Consider the following 15,429-nt stretch of genomic DNA (forward strand, 5'->3'; position numbering starts at 1 on the left):
CCCGACGTCGTGGCGGCGTGCCGCGCCGCCCCGCGCAGGTCCCGCGCCGCCCCCATCGCGTGTCCGCCGGCCGCGCGGGCCTGCATCATCGCGATCTCGCCGCGCACCCATGCCCGGGCCGCCTCGATCGCCTGACGGGGCCGCGGGTCGTCGGGGCGGACCGCTTCGAACAAGTCGAGAACGTGCTCCGCGCACGACGCCGCCCACAGAGCGAGGAGGTGATGATCCGAATCCGTCAGAGTCCCGCCGCGGCGGATCGTCACCAGACGCGGGTCCCGGACCTTCGGGAGAATCATCGATTCGCACTCCTTCCGCAAACGGCCGGCCAGGCACTCCCGAGGAACATACCGTCCGCGACTCGGCGAGGCTCAAAGCTTTTCAGCGTCGGAGCCCGACCCATGAGTGTGCGCAAACTCCGGCTCCCAAGCTCCAGCCCATCCACATAGCGTGTGCCGCTTCAGCTACCGAACGACAGTGAACCGGAGCCGCTCGATGGAGCGGGCGTGGGGGTCGGTGTCGGCGCGGGAATCGTCTCGATCTCGCAGTTCGGGGAGCTGGGGACGCCCGCCGGGTTCTGGGCGGTGCGCAGCGTGACACACCCGTCCGACGATTGATTCACCCTGGCCAGGACGGCATGGATCGGGATGCCGAGGCTCATGACGCCCTCCGGATTCTCGGCTTCCGCTGTCGCACAGTCCCGGTAGTGGGAGACGCTCGACCCACTGGTGATGCCGAGTGCGAGTGTGCCGGTGATGATGGCGCCGCCACTGTCGCCACCGAGTGTGCACGCGGTGGTCGAGAAGCCGCGCACGTTCCAGCTCTCACCGCCGTCGCCGCCCAGAACGGTGTCGTAGTCGGCGAAGTCGATCGTCCCGCACGTGTAGCCGGAGGTCTGACCCGACTTGCATGCCGGAGCTCCCGCCACGGGCACGGCGATGCCGGTGATCGTGAGAGCACTGCCGCTCCCGCCTCGGACCGTCGGCTGACCGAGCCCGGTCGTCGAGACGACGCCGGGGGCCAACCCGATCACCGAGTAGTCCAGGTTCCCGCCCTCGTCCCCGATGCCCGACTGCGCGAAACCGCCCACCAGCCTGCTGTTTCGGAGATCACCGATCTTCGGCTCGTACACCCCGGCCGCATTCGCGGTCCCGGCCGCGGGACGGTTCGGGTCGCAGTGACCGGCACTGAGCGCCAGCGGATTACCCGCGGTGTCGGCCGCGGCGAACCCGAACGAGCAGACGAGATACGACGACGCGGAAACGATCGGCTGGGCGGAGGTGAGGTAGGCGTCGCCCCCGATCGTGGACGGTGTCGTGCCGGTCGCGACACGGAAGCTCGGCGGCGGTGTCGACCGCCGATTCGGCACCGTCGGCCGCATCTCCAGACCGCTGGTCGAGAGCGGAACCATCTGGGCGCGGTATCCGGCGGCGGTCACGCGGTTCGCGGCCGCCTGCGTCGTGACCGCGACGGTCGGCGTCCCGTCGGGCGCGAGCCACGCGCCACCGACGCCGGCGGAATCCGATCGGCGAAGCTCGCTCGCATAGTCGGCAACCCGCTGTGCGGCGACGGCCCGGTCCACATACTCCTGCGGCGTCATGTGCAGGTCCCGCTGGAGCGCCACCACGAGATCGGCCGGCAGAGCAGCCGCGGACTGCCGAGCCGAGTCCGGTGCCGCCTGTGCGCCGCCCATGGCCGACAACGCCACCGCCATGACCGTGGCGCCGACAACAGCGGCGCAACTCGCGAGCCTCGAACGCATATCGCCCCTTCGGTGGGTGCCGTCAGTAGGTGACCGCACCCACCGCAAGTCGACGACCTCGGCGCCGAGCGGCAGAGCAAAGATACGACATCACGCCGGGTGTGTACGGCGGTTCGGCGTGGTCAGTTCCCCAGCGGACGCAAGAAGCCCTCGACCATCCGTCGGCCCAGAAGGATCGGCTCTTCGGAATGCGTGAACTTGGATCCGGCGAGCGCACCGTCGTATATCAGTTGGATCCGTGCCGCCGCGGACTCCGGGTCTGCGATCTCGGCCGCGGCGAGGTTCTCGGCGATCCGCGCGAACACCCACTGCCGGTGCGCCTGTACCGGCGCGAGCATCGGCACCGCGTCTCCCGGAAACTCGGTGACGGCGTTGAGGTACTGGCATCCCCGAAAGTTCCGCACCGGTGCGGACGCGGCAGCGAGGTCGAAGAAGGCGAGGACCCGGTCGAGCGGCGCCGTCACCTCCGCCACGGCCCCCTCCCAGCGGGTGCGGTCGCGAAAGTCGAGCGCTTCCAGGTACGCGTGCACTAGCCCGTCCTTGGACCCGTACGACGAGTACAGACTGGCCTTCGCGACCCCGGACTCGGCGAGGATACGGTCGATCCCGACGGCGCGGATCCCGTTGACGGCGAACAGTTCCGTCGCGGTCGCGAGCAGGCGCTCGGCCGGCGACAGGTTGTCGGTTCGGGTCGATTTCCGCAGTTGCAGGGATGGAGACACCAGGACAGCGTAGCGACCCCGCGCGCACCCTTCCGCACGAGTAGACAGACAGGTCTGTCTATGCCTAGACTGCTGGCCGTGACCCGCAGTTTCCTGACCCGCCGCCTGCACCTTGATCTGGTGCGGGTGGCCGGCGCTGCTTGTCGTCGCCCCATGATGCGCTGATTTCAGCGACCCCCGGACCCGCCCCCGCCACGGGTGTCGAAACACACCCGTCTGCGCCCGCCGTCTCCCGGCTTCTCGCTCCGCCGTCGCACGACTCCCGTCGGGCGCGGCCACTCGGCGGTGTCCACCACCACTCCCGGAAGGTTCCGTCATGTCCTCGAAGGCCCTGTACCTGTACGAAATCGCCCCCAGCGCCGAGCGCCGGGACCAGATCGAGCAGATCATCAAGGAGTTCGACGCCTCCACCGCGACCTCCGGCGGCGAGCTGATCGAGACCCAGGTGACGAAGGGCGGCGAGCGCATCTTCGCGATCACCGAGTTCGACGGTTGCGCCGCGCCGCTGCTCGACGCCGACGTCCTGCAGGCCGCGGAACTCGATGGCCCGCACCTGGTTCGGATCGTCGGCGCGGACATCGAGGAGATCAAGGCCGCGCGCCCCGACGCCGGGTACCTCGTCGAATGGGACATCCCGGCCGAGATCGACATGGAGACCTACCTGACCCGCAAGAAGGAGAAGTCGCCGCTCTACGCGAACATCCCCGAGGTCAGCTTCCTGCGCACGTACGTCCGCGAGGACACCGCCAAGTGCCTGTGCTTCTACAACGCCCCCGACGAGGAGGCCGTGCGCCGCGCCCGCGACGTGGTCAGCACCCCCGTCAGCCGCCTGCACGAGCTCGACACCGAACGGTAGAACCAGATGACCGCGACCACCGATTCCACGAAAGCCCCTGAACGGGAGCTGGTTCGCGCCTCTGTGCGCGACCGAGCCGTCCTGCTCGACCGGGGCGAGACCGACACCCGCCGGGACGTGGCACTGCTCGGCTCCCTGGGGCTGCTCGACCTCGGCTTCGGCGAGAGCCCGCTCGCGGAGATGGTCGCGGTCATCGAGGACGTCTCCGCCGAGAGCCTGAGCGCCGGATTCGGCGTATGGGCCCACCGCATGTGCCTCGAGTACGTCGACCGGGGCCCGGCGAGCGTGCGGGACCGGTACCGCGACCGGTTGGCGGCGGGCACCACGATCGGGGTGACCGCGATGGCGGCCGGGCTGCGCCAGGCGGCGGGACTGGGAGAGGTCCCCCTGATCGCCACGGCGGTGGACGGCGGTATCGAGATCAGCGGTCCGATCCGCTGGGCGTCCAACGTCTTCGACGACGCCGTGATCGTGTTCCCGGCACGCGGCGACGACGGTTCGACGTACGTCGCGGTGATCGATGCCGACACGTCGGGGGTCGGCATCAATCCCGCACCGGACCTCCTCGCCCTCGGCGCGACCGCGTCGACGTCCCTCGCCCTGGATCGGGTGTTCGTGCCCGAATCGCAGCTCGTCAGCACCGGGCTCACGTCGTTCTGCCGATCCATCCGGCCCACCTTCCTGGCCCTGCAGACGTCGTTCTGCAGCGGCATCGCCGGGGCGTCGCTCACCGAGGGCGCGGCCCTGCTGACGGGGCTCGGTGCGGAGTTCGCCGACGAGCACGCGACACTCGCGGACGACTACCGCTCTCTTCGAAACAGGTTGTACGACTTCGCCGCCCGAATCGACGACGTCCCGGTTCGGGACCTGATCCAACTCCGGCTGGACGGTTCGCACGTCGCGGTGGCGGCGACGCGACTGGAGGCGACGCTGCGCGGCGGTGCCGGCTACGCCGCCAAGCACCCGACCAACCGCCGCTTCCGCGAGGCCGCGTTCCTGCCCATTCAGTCACCCTCGGAAGGACAACTGCGGTGGGAACTCTCGCAGTCTCGATAGCGGGCGGGCGCAGAAGCTTCCACGGTCGCCGACGCCCGGTGCTCGACGGCGTGAACCTCGCTGTCGCACAGGGCGAGGTCCTCGCAATCGTCGGCAGCAGCGGCAGCGGTAAGTCCACCCTGCTCCGCATCATCGCCGGGCTCGACGAGCTCGACTCCGGCACGATCGGCTGGGGCGAGCCCAGCGGCGACGCCCGTCCGCGCACCGGCGTGGTGTTCCAGAAGCCCCTGCTGATGCCGTGGCTCACCGTGCGCGAGAACGTCAGCCTGGGCGGCCGATTCGCCGCCAACGCCTCCGACTTCGATCCGTCGTACGCCGACGACCTCCTGGACCGCTTCGGGCTCGCCGAGGTGTCCGACTCGTACCCGGACGAACTCTCGGGCGGACAGGCGCAGCGGGTCGCGGTGATCCGCGCCGTGTCGGTCCGGCCCACGCTACTGCTCCTCGACGAGCCGTTCAGCGCGCTCGATCCCGCGATCCGCGGCGACCTACAGCGCTGGCTCGCGGGCGTCGCAGAGGACATCGGCTGCACCACCATCCTCGTCACCCACGACATCGACGAGGCGATCGTCCTCGGCCACCGCATCGTCCTGATCGGCGAGGGCGGCACCGTCCGTCGCGAATGGGACTGCGCGACAGCCGCCGTCGACGACGACACGTTGCGCAGCGACATCCTGGCGGCCTACCGCACGTCCGCACTCGTCGGGGCGACCTCAACGTGAGCGGAGGAGCACTGAGCCGGCGCACGCTGCTGCAGGGTGCGGTCGGTCTGGCCGCGGCCGGTGGCCTCGCCGGGGTCGTCGACCTCGCCCGCACCGCCGGTACCAGCCGCGCGAACACCACGGGCCGACTGCGGGTCGGCTACCTGCCGATCACCGACGCGGCGCCGCTGCTGGTCGCCCACAACACGGGGATGTTCGACGGCAACCCGGTGAGCCCCACACAACCGGTGATGTTCCGCAGCTGGTCGAGCCTGGCCGAGGCGTTCATGAGCCGGCACGTCGACGTCGTGCACCTGCTGATGCCGATGGCGGTGCAGTTGCGGTACTCGCTCGGCGGCGCCGCGCGGGTCCTGGGCTGGAACCACACCAACGGGTCGGCCCTCACCGTGGCACCCGACATCACCGACCTCGGGCAGCTCGCGGGACGCCAGGTCGCGATCCCCTTCTGGTGGTCGATCCACAACATCGTGCTGCAGAAGCTGCTGCGCGCGAACGGGCTCCGCCCGGTGGTACGCACCGCGGCGTCGAAGTCTGACGGCACCGTCGGCCTGGTCGTGATGAGCCCGTCCGACATGTTGCCCGCGCTCGCGAACGGCGCGATCGGCGGCTACACGGTGGCCGATCCGTTCAACGCAGCCGCGGAGATCAAGGGCGTCGGTCGGATCCACCGGTTCCTCGGCGACGTGTGGCGCGATCACGCATGCTGCGCCCTGCTCGTCCACGAGGACGTGATCGACCGCGATCCCGCAGGGGTCCAACGACTCACCGATGCCGTGACGTCGGCTCAACTACGTATCGACGCCGACCGCCGGCACGCCGCCGAGATGCTGAAGGCCGGGCGCTATCTGCCGCAGCCGCTCCCGGCGATCACGAAGGCACTCACCTATCCGGCGGACGCATACCCCGTCACCCACCAGACCTGGCAGCCGCAGCGGATCGGATACCAACCCTTCCCGTTCCCCAGCTTCACCCAGGCCCTGGTCGAAGCGATGCACGAGACCGAGGTGGACGGTGACCGCCGGTTCCTGGCCCGGCTCGATCCGGCCTCCGTCCACGCCGATCTGGTGGACGACCGTTTCGTGCGGCAGTCCCTGACGACCGCCGGTGGCCCGGCCGTGTTCGGGCTCCCCGCACATCTGACCCGTACCGAGGAAGTGGATCCCACGTGAGCAGTCGGCAGCCCTCCCGTTCACGGTGGTCCGCGTGGTGGCCGCCCCTCACCGCGATCGCCGTCGCGGTGCTGTCGTGGTGGTTCGCCACGACGATCCTGGCGTCCGGCGACTCACTGATCCGCGACTTCGCCCCGCAGGAGGTGCTGCCCGCGCTCGGCGGGCTGATCGAACGCGGCGTGCTGCTGCCGGACACCGCCGCCAGCATGTGGCGTCTGCTCGTCGGGCTGTCGATCGCCGCGGTGATCGGCATCCCGCTCGGCCTGCTCATCGGACTCAATCCGACGGTGGACCGGGCCGTGCGGCCCGTGACCCAGTTCCTCCGGATGATCTCCCCGCTGTCGTGGGCGCCGATCGCGGTAGCGCTGTTCGGGATCGGCCACCGCCCGGTGTTCTTCCTCATCGCCGCCGCGGCCGTGTGGCCCATCGTCATCAACACCGCCGCGGGTGTGCACGCGATCGACCCCGGTCACCTGCTGGTGGCCCGATCGATGGGCGCGACGCGCACCGAACGGCTCACCACCGTGGTCCTGCCCGCGATCCGCGGCCATCTGCAGACCGGCCTTCGCGTCGCGCTCGGCATCGCCTGGGTGGTGCTGGTGCCGGCCGAGATGCTCGGGGTGCAGTCCGGGCTGGGCTACCAGATCCTCAACGCGCGCGACCAACTCGCCTACGACCAGGTCATGGCCGTGATCCTGGTGATCGGTCTGCTCGGGTTCCTGCTCGACTCCGCGGCCCAGCGCCTGCTCACCACCCGGCGCCGGCGGCGCCCCGAAACGGTGCACGCACCTGCCGCGGTCCCCGTCGGCTGACCCACGCGACCGTCGACTCCACGGTCTGCGCCCCGGCAGACTTGACCGGTGCAGTGCGGCCGCAGGCGAGCGAACCCGCTCCCCGCGACCTACCATTCGAGGGCCTCACGATCCGCGGGGCAGTCTCCGGTCGAGCACGCATCCGATGTTCGACGCCGGTACCGCGTCGCCACAAGTCGCCACAAGGAGTCCCATGAACCACGCACTCGACGATCAGGTCACCGCCTCGATCAAGGGCGACGTCGTTTTCGTCGGCAGTTCGGCGGCGCTGTACGAGGCCCGCGACCTGGCCCTCGCACTCGGCTACGGTCGCGCGGAGACCGCCGACGGCAGCGTCGACTACGCGGTGGTCGACGACGACGCACTCGACGGCATCTGCAGTCCCGCCGACGCGTTGCTGCTCGCGCAGGTCCGTTCCCTCGGCATTGCGGTGCTGACCGTGAACGACGCCCGCAACCGCTTCCGGATCGGCGCGCAGGCGCTTTCCCCTGCGTGAGCTAGCTCTCAGGCAATACTTCAACTTTTCACAGGTCCCGGTGCTAGAAAAATAAACATGTCATGGCTGTGGATCGCACTGAGCGTGTGGATCGTGGTTGCCCTCGGCGCGTCCGTGTTGATCGGACGCGGAATCCGGCGTGCCGACCGCGAGGAGCTCGGCTCGACCATGGACTGGGACTTCGCAACCGTCACGGCCGAGGAAGCCCACCCCCGCGATACGCGTCCGTAGGACACCCGGGTCCCGCCGCTGCGGGGCAGCGGCCGCCGCCGACCGAGTACGGACCAAACGGGCGAACACTCCGACACTTCCGACAAACACCCATAAACACCGATCTACCTGGACATTCGAACAGGTGGCGCGCCCGGCGGGGATCACGTACAACTGACTGCACACTGTGATCCACGACACTGCGGACGGCATCGGCCGGTCCGCCACTCCCGAAGGGCGACCCCCGTATGCCGCTCCCCATGTCACCGGCCGATTCCGTCTTCCTGCTCGGTGAATCCCGGGAGCATCCACTGCACGTCGGCGGACTCGTGCTGCTGCAGCCACCGGAGGGAGCCGACGCCCGCGACGTGCGCAGCATGCTCGACGTCGCGATGACCCGCGGTGAGGTGGCCCCCCTGCTGCGCAAGCGGCCCCGGCGCTCGGCCTCGTCACTCGGACAGTGGTTTTGGGAGGACGACGACCAGTTCGACATCGGTCACCACATCCGGCACGACGCCCTCGCGCACCCCGGCGGGATGGAGGAACTGTCGGCCCTCGTCTCGCGTCTGCACGGCAGCCTGCTCGACCGCAATCGACCGCTGTGGGAGATGCACCTGATCGAGGGCCTCGCCGACGGCCGATTCGCCGTCTACACCAAGATCCACCACAGCGTTGCCGACGGAGTCGGCGCCATGCGGTTGCTGCGTCGATCGCTGACGGTGGACTCGGACAAGCGGAACATGCCCGCGCCATGGGAGCCACGTACGCGGATTACTCAACGCCGCAACATGACCGGAATGCTCGATCGCCCCGTTTCCGCAGTCCGCACCGCGATCGATGTGGCTGGGGAAGTGACCGGGCTGGTCCCCGCGCTGGCCGGGAGCGTGCTGCGCGCGCTGCGCAACCAGGGCGGTCCCATGTCCTTCTCGGCACCCCACTCCGCTCTCAACGTGCCGATCACCGGGGCACGCCAATTCGTCGCTCGCAGTTGGGCACTCGACCGACTTCGGCTGGTGGCGAAGTACGCCGACGGCACCATCAACGACGTCGTGCTGGCGATGTCGTCCGGCGCGCTGCGCCGCTATCTCGCCGAGCGGGGCGCGCTCCCCGAGCGCCCGCTGGTCGCGATGGTCCCGGTGTCCCTGCGGAACGACAAGACCCGGCCAGAGCCGATCGGGGCCCCGAACGAGGCGGGCGGCAACGAGATCGGCATGCTCATGTGCAATCTCGGCACCCATCACGCAGACCCCGGCGAGCGTCTCGAGACGGTGCGCCGGTCGATGGCGGAGGGGAAGGCCGCGCTGCGCGGGATGACCCCCACGCAGGTGATCGCCCTCAGCGCCCTCGGGTCGGCGCCACTGGCACTGGACATGCTCTTCGGTCATCACGGCCCGGTGCGGCCGCCGTTCAACATCGTCATCTCCAACGTCCCGGGACCGAACGCCCCGCTCTACTGGAACGGTTGCCGGCTCGACGCCCTCTACCCGTTGTCGGTCACGCTCGACGGGCAGGCCCTCAACATCACCTGCACCAGTACCGACAACGCGATCGCCTTCGGGCTCACCGGCTGTCGCCGTGCCGTCCCGCGACTCGAGCCGATCCTCGATCACCTCGACGACGAGCTGGCCGCGCTCGAGGCCGCGGTCGGCATCTGACCGGCCGACTACTCGCAGGCCACTCCGTCGCCGTCGCCGTCCATCGCGGCACGGTAGCCGGGCTGTCCACGGTGCAGCGGTGCGGCACCCGCGGCCCGGGCGGCCTTGCAGTTCGCGTAGAACACGTCACCGGACGGCACACCAGCACCCGCGGGCGAGACGTCGGCCGGCGCGGGAGCCGGCGCGGGCACGGGCACGGGCTCGGGCGCCGGAGAAGCGGATCCCGTTGCGCCACAGGAGGCGAGCTCGCGGGCCATCGCGTCGTGCTCGGACTGCGTCACCCACAGCCGGTACGCCGCCTTCACCTCGATCTGACGGGTCACGTACGTGCACCGGTACGCCAGGTTCGGCGGCAGCCACGCCGACGCGTCCGCATCGCTCTTGCCCTGGTTGGTGGGCCCGTCGACGGCCTGCAGGTTGCGCGGATCGTTCGCCAGGTTGCGCCGGGTCGCCTCGTCCAGTTCCTGCGCACCCTTCTGCCACGCGTCGGACAGCGCGACGACATGGTCGATCTGCACCGCACTCGACGTCTCGACACCGCGGACGAACCGGATCGTCTTGCCGGTGTACACGTCGTCGAGCGTGCCGGAGAGCACCGTGCAGTCGCGGCTCATCGGATCGGTGGTGATGTAGACCAGGTCTCGCTTGAGAATGTCGTTGCGGGTGTCGCAGCCGTTGTGTCCGCCCGCGATCGTGACGTTGTCGGTCCATGCCTGGCCGAACTGCGACCGGTCGTATCCGTTCTTGGCAGCACGCTCGCGGATCGGCAGGGCGGCCAACCCCGCCAGCGCCCCGTCCGCGGTAGTCGGGTCGACGACAGCTTCACCAACCGTTTGTTCGCCCGGGACCTGCACGGTGGTGCTCGGCACCTGCTCCGGATCCGACGCCGAACCCGACGACGGTTGCGCGGTCGCGGTGCAGCCTCCGGCGAACAGCACGGCGACGGTGGCGAATCCGGCCACCCAGGACTTGTCGATCTTCACAGCACTCACGGGCGACGCGATTCCTCATCTCTCGTACATATGTTCGCAGAGCGCATCCTAGCCGGGCGATACCACACACCGGAATTCGCTCTCGCGGGCAACGCCACATTCGGCGTAATGTCCGAAACCGGGCAGCTCACCGGCCCATCCGAGTGCCAGCGTCAGGAGTTCGATGTCCACAAACATGCAGTACACGACCTTGCCGGGAACCGATCTCGTCGTCTCGACGGTCTCCCTGGGCTGCAACAACTTCGGCTCCAGGATCGACGCTGACGAGTCGCACGCGGTCGTCGACGCCGCACTCGCGCACGGCATCACGTTCTTCGACACCGCCGACGTCTACACGACCGGCGAGTCGGAGAAGATCCTCGGCGCGGCACTGGCGGGCCGACGCGACGAGGCGGTGATCGCAACGAAGTTCGGGGCGCCGATGAGTGAGACGGAGCGCGGTTCCGCGCCCGACTACGTCCGGCAGGCGTGCGACGCCAGCCTGCGCCGGCTCGGCGTCGACCACATCGACCTGTACTACCAGCACGCACCGGACCCGTCCGTGCCGATCGAGGACACCCTCGGCGCGCTCGACGAGCTGGTCCGGTCGGGCAAGGTGCGCCACGTTGCGTGCTCCAACAGTTCCGCCGCGCAGATCGACCACGCCGTCGAGACCTCGACCGAGCGCAGCCTGCCCCGGTTCGTGGCAGCCCAGATCGAGTGGAACCTGCTCGAGCGCGCGGTCGAGGACGAGATCGTGCCGGCGTGCGAACGCGGCGAGCTCGCGGTGATCCCCTACTACCCGCTGGCTGCGGGCCTGCTCACCGGCAAGTACCGCCGGAACACCGAGTTCCCCAAGGGATCCCGATTCGACAAGTCCGAGTACTTCGCGTCCACCGCCACCGAGGAGGCACTCGCCCGCGTCGAGGACCTGCTCGCGCTCGCGAGCAAACTCGACCGGCAGCTCTCGGAGCTGGCCGTCGCGTGGCTCGATGCCAAGCCCCAGGTCGCGTCGGTCCTCATCGGCTCGTCCACGCCCGCACAGGTGGCACGCAACGTCTCGCACCTGCGTCGCCCCCTCGACGAGGACGAACTGGCGATGATCGACGACTTCTTCGCCGGACGGTGACGAACGCCGACGGCGGGCCCGCACAGAAGCGGACCCGCCGTCGGTGTCGTTCGTCGGGGGGAGGTCAGTCCTGCGCGAGCGGCGGCAGGATGACGACCTGGCCGGCGTAGGACAGGCCCGCACCGAAGCCGACCAGCAGCGCCAGCTCGCCCGGCTTCGCCTTGCCCGTGCGGATCACTTCCTCCATCGCCAGCGGGATCGACGCGGCCGAGGTGTTGCCGGTCTCGGCGATGTCGTCCGACACTGGCACCGACTCGGGGAGCTTGATGCTGCGGGCGATGACCTCGTTGATGCGACCGTTCGCCTGGTGCGGAATGAACGCGCCGAGATCCTCCATCGCGACACCGGCACGCTCGAGGGCCTGCGTCGCGACCTTGCCCATCTCGAAGGCGGCCCAGCGGAAGACCGAGGTGCCCTCCATCTTGATCCAGGGACGCTGCGTCGGATCCTCGGCGAACGCGAGCCAGTCCGGCTCCTGGCGGATGGCCTGCGACTGGGAGCCGTCCGATCCCCACACGACGGGGCCGATGCCGGTGACGTCGCTCGGGCCGACGACGACGGCGCCCGCACCGTCACCGAAGATGAAGCGCACCGAGCGATCCGTCGGCTCGGTGCTGTCGCTCATGCGCTCGACGCCGATGACGAGGACGTAGTCCTCGGTGCCGAGTCGAACCATGTCGGACGCGATCGACAGCGCGTAGCAGAAGCCCGCGCAGCCGGCGGTGACGTCGAATGCGGCAGGTCCGCCCGTGCCGAGGGCGTCGGCGACCACAGCGGCACACTGCGGCGTCTGCGAGGGGTAGGTGGAGGTCGCGACGACGACGGCACCGATCTGCTCGGGCAGGATGCCACTGGCCTCGAGGGCCTTGCGTCCCGAGGAGATCGCCATCGCGAGGACCGACTCCTCGGCGTTCGCGAAGCGGCGGTTCTTGATGCCCGAGCGCGACTGGATCCACTCGTCGGTGGAGTCGATCGTCTCGCAGATCTCGTCGTTGCTCACGACCCGCTGCGGGCGGTAAACCCCCAAACCGAGGATGGCGGACTGCCGGACCTCGGCAGAGTTCGAGATCTGCGCACCCATGTTTGGTCTCCTCTACTGCACTGATTCGCGGCCCGAGCCGCCACGTGGCGGGGCCCACCTGGCCCCGTCTTCCCACGACACGGTACTTCGCACGGTAGGACCGGGTTGTTACTCGGGTCCCGACTGCCGCCGCGCACGCGGCGCATGCGGGCGCCACCACGTCCGACCGAACACGCCCGGATCGAAACACCCCGGAGAAACGAATCGATCCATTTCGCGCACGCAAGGTCGATTCAGGCGATAATCGAGGACAAATGTGACAAATGCGTTAACCCCGGAATCGCCGCAATTCGAATCGACAATCCTGCTAGCGTGTTATCCGCCCGAAAAGCCGCCGTCAGCACGGCAATTGCACCGGCGACATTCCGAATTCCACCGCAGATGGGGACGTCCGTGAAAAGGAATCGAGTTCACACCGTCGTCGGTTCCATGATGTGCGCCGGCGCTGCAATTCTCACGCTCGTCGTACCGGCCGCCGCCGATCCCAATACGGTGAATCCCATTCCGGTGCTGAACGGCACCAGCGGGGTACCGGCACTCCACGGGCGCAGTCGGGCCGTGGCGCAGGCGACGGGTCTGCTGAGCGCCAACCGCACCCAGGACGTCAACGTCCTCGGCACCGACCTGGGTGTCATGTGGGACAACGGAAACGGGCAGGTACTCACGGCATTCGGCGACACCGCCGGACTCGGCATCCCGAACCTGCTCGTCGGCAGCCTGTGGTCGTGGCGCAGCAACGTCCTCTTCCGCAGTTCCGACGACAATCTCGCCGACGGCATGACGTTCGACAGCACCCCCCGAGACATCGTCGGCCAGTCGAAGGAATTGATCCCCAGCCCCAAGATCCCGTTCGTCGAAATCAGTCGTATCCCCACCGCCGGGATCGCCGCGGACGGAATGCAGTACATGAGCATCATGTCCGTGAAGAACTGGGGCGACCCCGGCAAATGGGAGACCAACTACTCGAGCCTGGCGTTCTCGACCGACAACGGCGAGAACTGGGTGGAGGCCACCGAGACCCGGCGTCCCCCGGTCGGCGGCAACCGGAACTTCCAGATGGGCGCGTTCGTCAAGGACGGGGAGTTCGTCTATCAGTACGGCACTCCCCCCGGCCGCGGCGGACTCGTGTACCTCACCCGCGTGCCGGAGAAGCAGATGCGGAACCTCGACGCGTACGAGTACTGGGACGGCGGCAAGTGGGTGCCGAAGAACCCGGACGTCGCGGCGCCGATCGTGTTCGGCGGCGTCGGCGAGATCTCGGTCCAGTACAACGCGTTCCTCGGCCAGTACCTGATGCTCACCACCGACGACCGCAACTCCGTGGTGATGCGGCGGGCTCCGTCCCCGACCGGGCCGTGGAGCGCCCCGGAGGTCCTCGTCGACGGCCCCGAACTGCCGTCGATGTACGGCGCGTACATCCACCCGTGGTCGTCGGGCCCCGACCTGTACTTCCTGACCACCGTGCACTCCAACTACAACGTGCTGCTGATGCACACGACACTGCAGCGCTGAGAACGTCGGCGCGCGCCGCCCGAACCGCTGCTACCGTCCCGAGCAAACATTTGGTTTGCCTCAACAAGGAGACGACGTGGCACAGCAGAACGGCACCGATCCCCGCGGCGAGATTCAGGACCTCCTGTCCCGCATCGCGCAGCTCGCCGACGACGGCACCGTGGAGGAGTACCTCGAACACTTCACCGCCGACGCCGTCTGGGAGTCGCAGGCCAACCCGGTGACCGGCATGGCCGCCCAGCTCCGCACGGGCGTCGAGGCCATCGAGGAGGGCGTCCGGGAGCGGCGCGCGGGCGGCGTGCAGGGACCGGGCACGTCGAGCCGGCACGTCATCACGACCGTCGCGGTGTCGCTGGACTCGGACGTCGAGGCGTCGTCGACGGCGTACTGGCTGTTCTTCCGCGACACCGCCACCGAGCCGCGCCTGGCCGGCGTCGGGCGCTACGACGACACCCACCTCTACGAGGACGGGCATTGGAAGCTGGCCCACCGCCGCATCACCGTCGGCTGAGCCGACAATCGGGCCCCGTCGGCTGAGCCGACAACCGGGCCCGTCGCCCCCGCGTTGTGCGCACTTGTCGCGAAAATCCGGCCCCCCGGAGCGCGACAAGTGCGCACAACGCGAGTCGGGGGCGCGGGGAGAGGGGCGGGGATACGGTCGTAGCCATGAAGGCAGAGGACTGGGACGCGCGGTATTCGCAGGCGGAGACCGTGTGGGGGACGCCGCCGAATCCGGTCGTGGTGGAGTTCGCGACGTCGCTCCCGGCGGGTCGGGCGCTCGATCTGGCGTGCGGCGAGGGCCGGCACGCGCTGTGGCTCGCGACGCGCGGATGGGAAACGACGGGCGTCGACTTCTCCGCGGTGGCGATCGAGAAGGCCCGGGAGATCGCGACGCAGGCCCCGCGGCGGGTGCGCGACCGGCTCGCGTACGCCGTCGACGACATCACGACCACCGACGTCTCGGGCTACGACCTGGTCCTGATGATCTTCGTCCACCTCGATCCGGCGCAGCGACGGGCAGTTGTGAGCCGAATCATCGACGGCCTGAAACCCGAGGGAATCCTCATCATTCTCGGCCACGACACGCTCAACGCGACCGAGGGGGTCGGCGGGCCGCCCGATCACGAGATTCTTTACACCCCAGAGGATTTGAAGTCCGATCTCGACGGACGACTCGACGTCCTGACCGCCGAACGGCGTTATCGTGACACCGAGTCGGGCACCGCGATCGACGCGCTCCTCGTCGCCCGCAAGCCCGATCCTTGGCAGCTAACTTAAT

18 protein-coding genes are annotated in these 15,429 nt (G+C 69.0%); 13 read left to right on the forward strand and 5 right to left on the reverse strand.

The genetic code is table 11. The features are described 5' to 3' along the window. From ABEU20_RS04195 to ABEU20_RS04205, 3 genes are all read right to left on the reverse strand, one after another. Positions 1–296: putative immunity protein (locus ABEU20_RS04195; RefSeq protein ID WP_420163153.1), on the reverse strand; the 296-nt coding region annotated here is incomplete at its 3' end. Between the two features lie 161 nt (positions 297–457). Next, positions 458–1,759 (reverse strand): S1 family peptidase, encoded by a 1,302-nt coding sequence (locus ABEU20_RS04200; protein WP_420163154.1) that lies wholly within the window; start codon positions 1,757–1,759, stop codon positions 458–460. Positions 1,760–1,881: 122 nt separating this feature from the next. Further along, complete coding sequence (locus ABEU20_RS04205; protein WP_420163155.1) at positions 1,882–2,481, reverse strand: TetR/AcrR family transcriptional regulator; 600 nt, start codon at positions 2,479–2,481, stop codon at positions 1,882–1,884. Between the two features lie 60 nt (positions 2,482–2,541). Here ABEU20_RS04205 and ABEU20_RS04210 point away from each other — a divergent pair, with 60 nt between their 5' ends. The 9 genes from ABEU20_RS04210 to ABEU20_RS04250 all read left to right on the forward strand — a co-directional run bounded on the left by ABEU20_RS04210 (position 2,542) and on the right by ABEU20_RS04250 (position 9,457). After that, positions 2,542–2,646, forward strand: a complete 105-nt coding sequence (locus tag ABEU20_RS04210; RefSeq protein WP_336385630.1) for a putative leader peptide — start codon at positions 2,542–2,544, stop codon at positions 2,644–2,646. A 151-nt stretch (positions 2,647–2,797) separates the two neighbouring features. Beyond that, a complete protein-coding gene (locus ABEU20_RS04215) occupies positions 2,798–3,337 on the forward strand; it encodes a DUF4242 domain-containing protein (RefSeq protein ID WP_420163156.1) in 540 nt (179 codons plus the stop codon). A gap of 6 nt (positions 3,338–3,343) precedes the next feature. Then, positions 3,344–4,393 (forward strand): acyl-CoA dehydrogenase, encoded by a 1,050-nt coding sequence (locus tag ABEU20_RS04220; RefSeq protein WP_420163157.1) that lies wholly within the window; start codon positions 3,344–3,346, stop codon positions 4,391–4,393. Beyond that, positions 4,369–5,115, forward strand: a complete 747-nt coding sequence (locus ABEU20_RS04225) for an ABC transporter ATP-binding protein (protein WP_420163158.1) — start codon at positions 4,369–4,371, stop codon at positions 5,113–5,115. Before ABEU20_RS04220 ends, ABEU20_RS04225 begins: the two co-directional genes overlap by 25 nt. Then, positions 5,112–6,284, forward strand: coding sequence for an ABC transporter substrate-binding protein (locus ABEU20_RS04230; RefSeq protein WP_420163159.1), 1,173 nt, complete (start codon positions 5,112–5,114; stop codon positions 6,282–6,284). Before ABEU20_RS04225 ends, ABEU20_RS04230 begins: the two co-directional genes overlap by 4 nt. Further along, positions 6,281–7,096 (forward strand): ABC transporter permease, encoded by an 816-nt coding sequence (locus tag ABEU20_RS04235; RefSeq protein ID WP_420163160.1) that lies wholly within the window; start codon positions 6,281–6,283, stop codon positions 7,094–7,096. The genes ABEU20_RS04230 and ABEU20_RS04235 overlap by 4 nt, the downstream gene beginning before the upstream one ends. 193 nt (positions 7,097–7,289) lie before the next feature. Beyond that, positions 7,290–7,592 (forward strand): hypothetical protein, encoded by a 303-nt coding sequence (locus ABEU20_RS04240; RefSeq protein WP_420163161.1) that lies wholly within the window; start codon positions 7,290–7,292, stop codon positions 7,590–7,592. A 57-nt stretch (positions 7,593–7,649) separates the two neighbouring features. After that, positions 7,650–7,823: a hypothetical protein gene (locus tag ABEU20_RS04245; RefSeq protein WP_420163162.1), complete on the forward strand. Its 174-nt coding sequence runs from the start codon at positions 7,650–7,652 to the stop codon at positions 7,821–7,823. Positions 7,824–8,050: 227 nt separating this feature from the next. Further along, a complete protein-coding gene (locus ABEU20_RS04250; RefSeq protein ID WP_420163163.1) occupies positions 8,051–9,457 on the forward strand; it encodes a WS/DGAT/MGAT family O-acyltransferase in 1,407 nt (468 codons plus the stop codon). 8 nt (positions 9,458–9,465) lie between these two features. Here the strand turns inward: ABEU20_RS04250 and ABEU20_RS04255 are convergent, their stop codons facing one another. Beyond that, positions 9,466–10,449, reverse strand: a complete 984-nt coding sequence (locus ABEU20_RS04255; RefSeq protein WP_420163164.1) for a GmrSD restriction endonuclease domain-containing protein — start codon at positions 10,447–10,449, stop codon at positions 9,466–9,468. Between the two features lie 163 nt (positions 10,450–10,612). Here ABEU20_RS04255 and ABEU20_RS04260 point away from each other — a divergent pair, with 163 nt between their 5' ends. Further along, positions 10,613–11,557, forward strand: coding sequence for an aldo/keto reductase (locus tag ABEU20_RS04260; RefSeq protein ID WP_420163165.1), 945 nt, complete (start codon positions 10,613–10,615; stop codon positions 11,555–11,557). A 64-nt stretch (positions 11,558–11,621) separates the two neighbouring features. Here ABEU20_RS04260 and ABEU20_RS04265 read toward each other — a convergent pair whose 3' ends face one another. After that, positions 11,622–12,638 (reverse strand): beta-ketoacyl-ACP synthase III, encoded by a 1,017-nt coding sequence (locus ABEU20_RS04265; protein ID WP_420163166.1) that lies wholly within the window; start codon positions 12,636–12,638, stop codon positions 11,622–11,624. A 429-nt stretch (positions 12,639–13,067) separates the two neighbouring features. Here ABEU20_RS04265 and ABEU20_RS04270 point away from each other — a divergent pair, with 429 nt between their 5' ends. From ABEU20_RS04270 to ABEU20_RS04280, 3 genes are all read left to right on the forward strand, one after another. After that, complete coding sequence (locus ABEU20_RS04270) at positions 13,068–14,150, forward strand: DUF4185 domain-containing protein (RefSeq protein ID WP_420163892.1); 1,083 nt, start codon at positions 13,068–13,070, stop codon at positions 14,148–14,150. A gap of 76 nt (positions 14,151–14,226) precedes the next feature. Further along, positions 14,227–14,661, forward strand: coding sequence for a nuclear transport factor 2 family protein (locus tag ABEU20_RS04275; RefSeq protein ID WP_420163167.1), 435 nt, complete (start codon positions 14,227–14,229; stop codon positions 14,659–14,661). A 155-nt stretch (positions 14,662–14,816) separates the two neighbouring features. After that, a complete protein-coding gene (locus ABEU20_RS04280) occupies positions 14,817–15,428 on the forward strand; it encodes a class I SAM-dependent methyltransferase (protein ID WP_420163168.1) in 612 nt (203 codons plus the stop codon). Position 15,429: the final 1 nt, after the last annotated feature.

It is taken from the genome of Rhodococcus parequi, from assembly GCF_046042785.1.
GTDB classification, from domain to species: domain Bacteria; phylum Actinomycetota; class Actinomycetes; order Mycobacteriales; family Mycobacteriaceae; genus Prescottella; species Prescottella parequi.

Bases quoted from the DNA above. Each gene is read 5' to 3' on its own strand.
- ABEU20_RS04200 (WP_420163154.1), bottom strand. From the start codon at position 1,759: ATGCGTTCGAGGCTCGCGAGTTGCGCCGCTGTTGTCGGCGCCACGGTC.
- ABEU20_RS04210 (WP_336385630.1), top strand. From the start codon at position 2,542: ATGCCTAGACTGCTGGCCGTGACCCGCAGTTTCCTGACCCGCCGCCTG.
- ABEU20_RS04215 (WP_420163156.1), top strand. From the start codon at position 2,798: ATGTCCTCGAAGGCCCTGTACCTGTACGAAATCGCCCCCAGCGCCGAG.
- ABEU20_RS04220 (WP_420163157.1), top strand. From the start codon at position 3,344: ATGACCGCGACCACCGATTCCACGAAAGCCCCTGAACGGGAGCTGGTT.
- ABEU20_RS04240 (WP_420163161.1), top strand. From the start codon at position 7,290: ATGAACCACGCACTCGACGATCAGGTCACCGCCTCGATCAAGGGCGAC.
- ABEU20_RS04245 (WP_420163162.1), top strand. From the start codon at position 7,650: ATGTCATGGCTGTGGATCGCACTGAGCGTGTGGATCGTGGTTGCCCTC.
- ABEU20_RS04250 (WP_420163163.1), top strand. From the start codon at position 8,051: ATGCCGCTCCCCATGTCACCGGCCGATTCCGTCTTCCTGCTCGGTGAA.
- ABEU20_RS04260 (WP_420163165.1), top strand. From the start codon at position 10,613: ATGTCCACAAACATGCAGTACACGACCTTGCCGGGAACCGATCTCGTC.
- ABEU20_RS04265 (WP_420163166.1), bottom strand. From the start codon at position 12,638: ATGGGTGCGCAGATCTCGAACTCTGCCGAGGTCCGGCAGTCCGCCATC.
- ABEU20_RS04270 (WP_420163892.1), top strand. From the start codon at position 13,068: ATGATGTGCGCCGGCGCTGCAATTCTCACGCTCGTCGTACCGGCCGCC.
- ABEU20_RS04280 (WP_420163168.1), top strand. From the start codon at position 14,817: ATGAAGGCAGAGGACTGGGACGCGCGGTATTCGCAGGCGGAGACCGTG.